The organism is Staphylococcus sp. HMSC036D05 (assembly GCF_001836225.1).
Taxonomy (GTDB): Bacteria; Bacillota; Bacilli; order Staphylococcales; family Staphylococcaceae; genus Staphylococcus; species Staphylococcus caprae.
Window position 1 is genome coordinate 1 of record NZ_KV827774.1, and the last position, 3,129, is coordinate 3,129.

The 3,129-nt window shown below is 35.4% G+C and carries 4 protein-coding genes and 1 rRNA gene; all 5 read right to left on the bottom strand.

Features of this window, described 5'->3' with window-relative positions; translation table 11 throughout:
• Positions 1–43: 43 nt before the first annotated feature.
• Positions 44–158, bottom strand: a 5S ribosomal RNA gene (gene rrf / locus HMPREF2580_RS03220).
• A 522-nt stretch (positions 159–680) separates the two neighbouring features.
• Positions 681–2,168, bottom strand: a complete 1,488-nt coding sequence (gene lysS, locus HMPREF2580_RS03225; RefSeq protein ID WP_070830381.1) for a lysine--tRNA ligase — start codon at positions 2,166–2,168, stop codon at positions 681–683.
• A 13-nt stretch (positions 2,169–2,181) separates the two neighbouring features.
• Complete coding sequence (locus HMPREF2580_RS03230) at positions 2,182–2,421, bottom strand: tRNA-dihydrouridine synthase (protein ID WP_002445680.1); 240 nt, start codon at positions 2,419–2,421, stop codon at positions 2,182–2,184.
• A complete protein-coding gene (gene folK, locus HMPREF2580_RS03235) occupies positions 2,418–2,897 on the bottom strand; it encodes a 2-amino-4-hydroxy-6-hydroxymethyldihydropteridine diphosphokinase (protein ID WP_070830383.1) in 480 nt (159 codons plus the stop codon). The genes HMPREF2580_RS03230 and folK overlap by 4 nt, the downstream gene beginning before the upstream one ends.
• Positions 2,898–3,129, bottom strand: a 232-nt coding sequence (gene folB, locus HMPREF2580_RS03240) for a dihydroneopterin aldolase (RefSeq protein ID WP_070830412.1), incomplete at its 5' end; no start/stop codon positions are given.

Below are 3,129 nucleotides of genomic sequence, written 5' to 3' on the forward strand. Positions count from 1 at the left end.
CAGATGCTCTCCCAGCTGAGCTAATTCTCCGATTTATAATATTGCCTGGCAACGTCCTACTCTAGCGGAACGTAAGTCCGACTACCATCGGCGCTAAGGAGCTTAACTTCTGTGTTCGGCATGGGAACAGGTGTGACCTCCTTGCCATTGTCACCAGACAAAATTAACTTACTTTATTAATAATACACACTTTTTAAAGTCTTTGCAACGGTCAATTTTACACTCCGTTAAAATTCCGTTTACATTTTCGTAACAAGTGCGCTCGTTTTTGACGACTTTTATATGTTACTTCATTCAGACAAACAAGTCAACACTTTTATAAACATTTTTAAAAATTAATGTCGAAAAAGTTCTTTATATAACTTGCTTCTTTTCACTCGTAATATTCTATCACATGATATTAGCTAAATCTATATCAATATTTTCAATTTTATACTTCATTTGTATATTTTATTGTGAAAATAACCAGTCTTTTCAACAAAGATAACTCAATAACTAACCAATCGAAACGAAACAACTCTTTCGATCTAGTAACAATTACCTACAACATATGACTTGAATATGTATTTTTAGTTCATCTATTTCCTTAACCACCTCAATTAATTAGGTCGACTTTCATAATAAAAAACACTGATCACATAAATGCGACCAGTGCTGTATATAACATAATGTTAGACTTATTATTTCTGTCTCATATATGGGAATAATAATACGTCTCTGATTGATGGTGAATCTGTAAGTAGCATTACTAGACGATCAATACCGATACCTAAACCGCCTGTTGGAGGCATACCATATTCTAGCGCTTCAATGTAATCTTCATCCATTTCATGCGCTTCATCATTACCCTGCTCTTTCTCAACAAGTTGTGCTTCGAAACGTTCACGTTGATCGATTGGGTCATTAAGTTCAGTAAAGGCATTCGCGTGTTCTCTACCTACAATAAACAATTCAAAACGATCAGTAAATCTTGGATCTTCTGGGTTCTTTTTAGCTAAAGGAGAGATCTCAATTGGATGACCATAAATGAATGTTGGTTGAATTAATGTTTCTTCAACTTTTTGTTCGAAAAATTCATTTAAAATATGACCATATTTCATGTTTCCAGTAATTTCAATACCGTGTTCCTTAGCAAGTGCAACCGCTTCTTCGTCTGATTGAACATCATAGAAGTTCACTCCAGTTGCTTCTTTAACTGCATCTACAATGTGAAGTCTTCTCCAAGAAGATTCTAAATCGATTTCTTCACCATTATATTGAACTTTAGCTGAACCGAAAACTTCTTGAGCAATGTGTCTGACCATACTTTCAGTTAAATCCATAATATCATGATAATCAGCATACGCTTCGTATAATTCAATCATTGTAAATTCTGGATTATGACGAGTAGAAACGCCTTCGTTACGGAATACGCGTCCGATTTCATAAACTTTTTCTAAACCACCAACAATTAAACGTTTCAAGTGTAATTCAATGGCAATACGCATATATAACGTAGCATCTAATGCATTATGGTGTGTAACGAATGGGCGTGCTGCAGCACCACCAGCGATTTGATGCATCATAGGTGTTTCAACTTCTAAGAAACCTTGTTTATTTAAATAATTACGCATTTCTTGAATGATTTTACTACGATTAATGAATGTACGTGTACTGTCTTCATTTGTAATTAAATCTAAGTAACGTTGACGATATCTTTGCTCAATATCTTGTAAGCCATGGAACTTATCTGGTAAAGGACGTAATGATTTAGATAATAATGTAAACGACTTAGCTTTAACTGATATTTCTCCAGTATTCGTCTTAAACATGACACCTTCAATACCTACGATGTCACCTAAGTCAGCGATTTTCCAAATATCAAATTGTTCTTCTCCAACTTGATCTTTTCTTACATATATTTGAATTTGTCCTGATAGATCTTGAATATGAGCAAATCCAGCTTTACCTTTACCACGTTTTGTCATTAAACGACCTGCAATTGCAACGTGACTTTCGTCTTCTTTTTCATGTAATTCTTCTTTTGAGTATTGATCCCATTGCGCTTTCAGTTCACTAGAAGTCGCACTACGATCGAAACGATGTCCGAACGGATCAATTCCTAAATCAATTAATTCTTGTAGTTTTTGACGACGGACCTGCATTTGGTCATTCATTTCTTCTGACATAACTTTCTCTCCTTTAAGCTTCTTGTATTTCTATAGATTGTTCCATGCGTTCTTGTTGGGAATTTTGTAAAACATCTCTTATTTCAGGTTCGATTTCAGCTTCGTTTAGAGCTTCAGTTGTTTGACCGTTACCTTTGACACCCTTAAGATACCATGAAGCATGATTCCTCATTTCCATAACGCCAATCTTCTCACCTTTTAATTCTACAAGACGGCGCAAATGTAATAAAGCAATTTCTACTTTATCTCTCATTTCTTATACTTCTTAACTGTATCGTCTGCCGTTACTAAATTTCCAATAGTTTGATTGGAACGAGGTTCGATTTGATTTGAGGCAATATCATTCAAAGGTATAAGTACAAACGAACGTTCATTCATTCTCGGATGTGGTACCGTTAAATTTTCTTCTTCAATAATTTGATCGCCATATAATAATATGTCTACATCTAGAGTTCTTGGCCCCCAACGTACGACTCTCACACGATGTAATTGTTGCTCGGTCTCTAAGCAACATGACAATAGTTCGCGAGGTGCCAATGTCGTTTCTATTTCAACACATAAATTTAAAAAGTTAGGTTGCTCAGTATATCCCACCGGTTCAGTTTCATAAATATCGGAGACTTGAGTCACTTTAATACCTTCAAAGTTATTCAGAATCTTTATCGCTTCATCGAGTTGAGCTTCACGTTCTCCAATGTTACTCCCTAAACCTAAAAAAGCTTTAACCATTTAGCAATTCTCCCTCACTATTTCAATTCCAACGCCGTCATAATGGCCTGGGATGGGTGGGTTTTCTTTCGTAATTCTAACTTTCGTTTCCATTACACGATTATAGTGTGAATTTATACGTTTTGCAATACGTTCAGCCAGATGTTCAATTAACTTAGAAGGCTCACCTTCAACGATGGTCTTCACATCTTCAAACACTTCTCCATAATTCACTGTATCTTCTACATCATCT

Bases quoted from the DNA above. Each gene is read 5' to 3' on its own strand.
- lysS (WP_070830381.1), bottom strand. From the start codon at position 2,168: ATGTCAGAAGAAATGAATGACCAAATGCAGGTCCGTCGTCAAAAACTA.
- HMPREF2580_RS03230 (WP_002445680.1), bottom strand. From the start codon at position 2,421: ATGAGAGATAAAGTAGAAATTGCTTTATTACATTTGCGCCGTCTTGTA.
- folK (WP_070830383.1), bottom strand. From the start codon at position 2,897: ATGGTTAAAGCTTTTTTAGGTTTAGGGAGTAACATTGGAGAACGTGAA.